The 2,156-nt window shown below is 55.2% G+C and carries 1 rRNA gene; it reads left to right on the top strand.

Features of this window, described 5'->3' with window-relative positions:
* Window positions 1-199: 199 nt before the first annotated feature.
* A 23S ribosomal RNA gene (locus tag BGO84_RS05640) occupies window positions 200-2,156 on the top strand; the annotation flags it as partial.

Raw genomic sequence — 2,156 nt, forward strand, 5'->3', positions numbered from 1 at the left:
TGGGGGAAACGCCCGGGCTTCTTAAGCATTGGGGGCGTGGCTTCTTCCGGTTCGATTCCGGGGTTCTCCGCACTTCGCCCTTACGGGCGATAACGGTCTTTGACATGGTGAAATATATACAAAGCGTAGAGATGCGCCGGGCCCCTGCCGCAGCAATGCTGCGGGGTCCGGGGCAATAACAGTGACGTAATGAAAGAATAAGAAAGTAGGAAAGGGCACATGGGGGATGCCTTGGCTCTCGAAGGCGATGAAGGACGCGATAAGCTGCGATAAGCTGCGGTAAGGTGCAAATGACCTTCGACCCGCAGGTTTCCGAATGGGGCAACCCGTCAGGCGAAAAGCCTGTCACGCCGCTTACGCGGCGGGCTAACGCAGGGAACTGAAACATCTAAGTACCTGCAGGAAAAGAAAATAACAATGATTCCCTTAGTAGTGGCGAGCGAAACGGGAATAGCCCAAACCAGTCATGTCCAGGCATGTCTGGGGTTGTAGGACCGCGCCGTGGCACGGCGCCGCCGAAGTGGAACCCTCTGGAAAGTGGGGCGGTATAGGGTGATAGCCCCGTACACGAATCGGCGGCCCGGCCTAGCGGTATCCTGAGTAGCGCGGGACACGAGAAATCTTGCGTGAATCTGCCGGGACCATCCGGTAAGGCTAAATACTCTCGAGAGACCGATAGTGGACCAGTACCGTGAGGGAAAGGTGAAAAGAACCTCGGACAGAGGAGTGCAATAGACCCTGAAACCATGTGCCTACAAGCGGTCGGAGCTGGCTAGTCCAGTGACGGCGTGCCTTTTGCATAATGAACCTACGAGTTGCCGTCGCCGGCAAGGTTAAGCGCCATGAGGCGCGCAGCCGAAGCGAAAGCGAGTCCGAACAGGGCGTTTGAGTCAGCGGCGGCAGACGCGAAACCAAGTGATCTACCCTTGGCCAGGCTGAAGTCTGGGTAACACCAGATGGAGGGCCGAACCGATAAGCGTTGAAAAGCTTCCGGATGAGCTGAGGGTAGGGGTGAAAGGCTAATCAAACTTGGAGATAGCTCGTACTCCCCGAAATGCATTTAGGTGCAGCCTCTGTTTTTAGTTGCATCAGGTAGAGCTACTGATTGGATGCGAGGGCTTCACCGCCTATCAAGTCCAGACAAACTCCGAATGGGTGCAACTTCTATGCAGGGAGTGAGGGCGCGGGTGCTAAGGTCCGCGTCCGAGAGGGCAACAACCCGGACCACCGGCTAAGGTCCCCAAATACATGCTCAGTTGCATTAACGAAGTCGGACTGCACGGACAGCTAGGATGTTGGCTTGGAAGCAGCCATTCATTTAAAGAGTGCGTAACAGCTCACTAGTCGAGCGGTCTGGCGTGGATAATAATCGGGCATAAGCATGTTACCGAAGCCGTGGGATATTCAATATCGGTAGGGGAGCATTCCAGCGGCGTGGAAGGCGGGGATTGATCCCTTCTGGAGCCTCTGGAAAAGCAAATGTAGGTATGAGTAACGATAAGGGGGGTGGGAAACCCCCCCGCCGAAAGACTAAGGTTTCCTGATCAACGCTAATCGGATCAGGGTGAGTCGGGGCCTAAGGGGCATCCTAACGGAGTCACCCGATGGACGAAACGGTTAATATTCCGTTACTGACGCAAGGAGCGACGCGGCGACGCAGGAGTGGCACTGCCGCCTACTGACGGAATAGTAGGTTGAAGGGTGTAGGAGCCGATCCGGCCAGGCAAATCCGGCCGGAGATCCGAACCTGAAAGTACGCCGAGCCTTCGGGCGGGGCGATAGCGCAGGTAAGCAAGCTGCCAAGAAAACCCGCTAAGCATATCCTTGCGGCACCCGTACTAAAACGGACACACGTAGTTGGGTTGAGTATACTAAGGCGCTCGAGTGAATCACGGTTAAGGAATTAGGCAAAATGACCCCGTAACTTCGGGATAAGGGGTGCCCGCTTCGGCGGGCCGCAGAGAATAGGGGAAGGCAACTGTTTAACAAAAACACATGGCTATGCTAATAAGAAATTAGACGTATATGGCCTGACACCTGCCCGGTGCCGGAAGGTTAAGAGGAGATGTCATCGCGAGAGAAGCATTGAATTGAAGCCCCGGTAAACGGCGGCCGTAACTATAACGGTCCTAAGGTAGCGAAATTCCTTGTCGGGT

This window comes from Dysgonomonas sp. 37-18 (assembly GCF_001899125.1).
Lineage (GTDB): Bacteria > Bacteroidota > Bacteroidia > Bacteroidales > Dysgonomonadaceae > Dysgonomonas.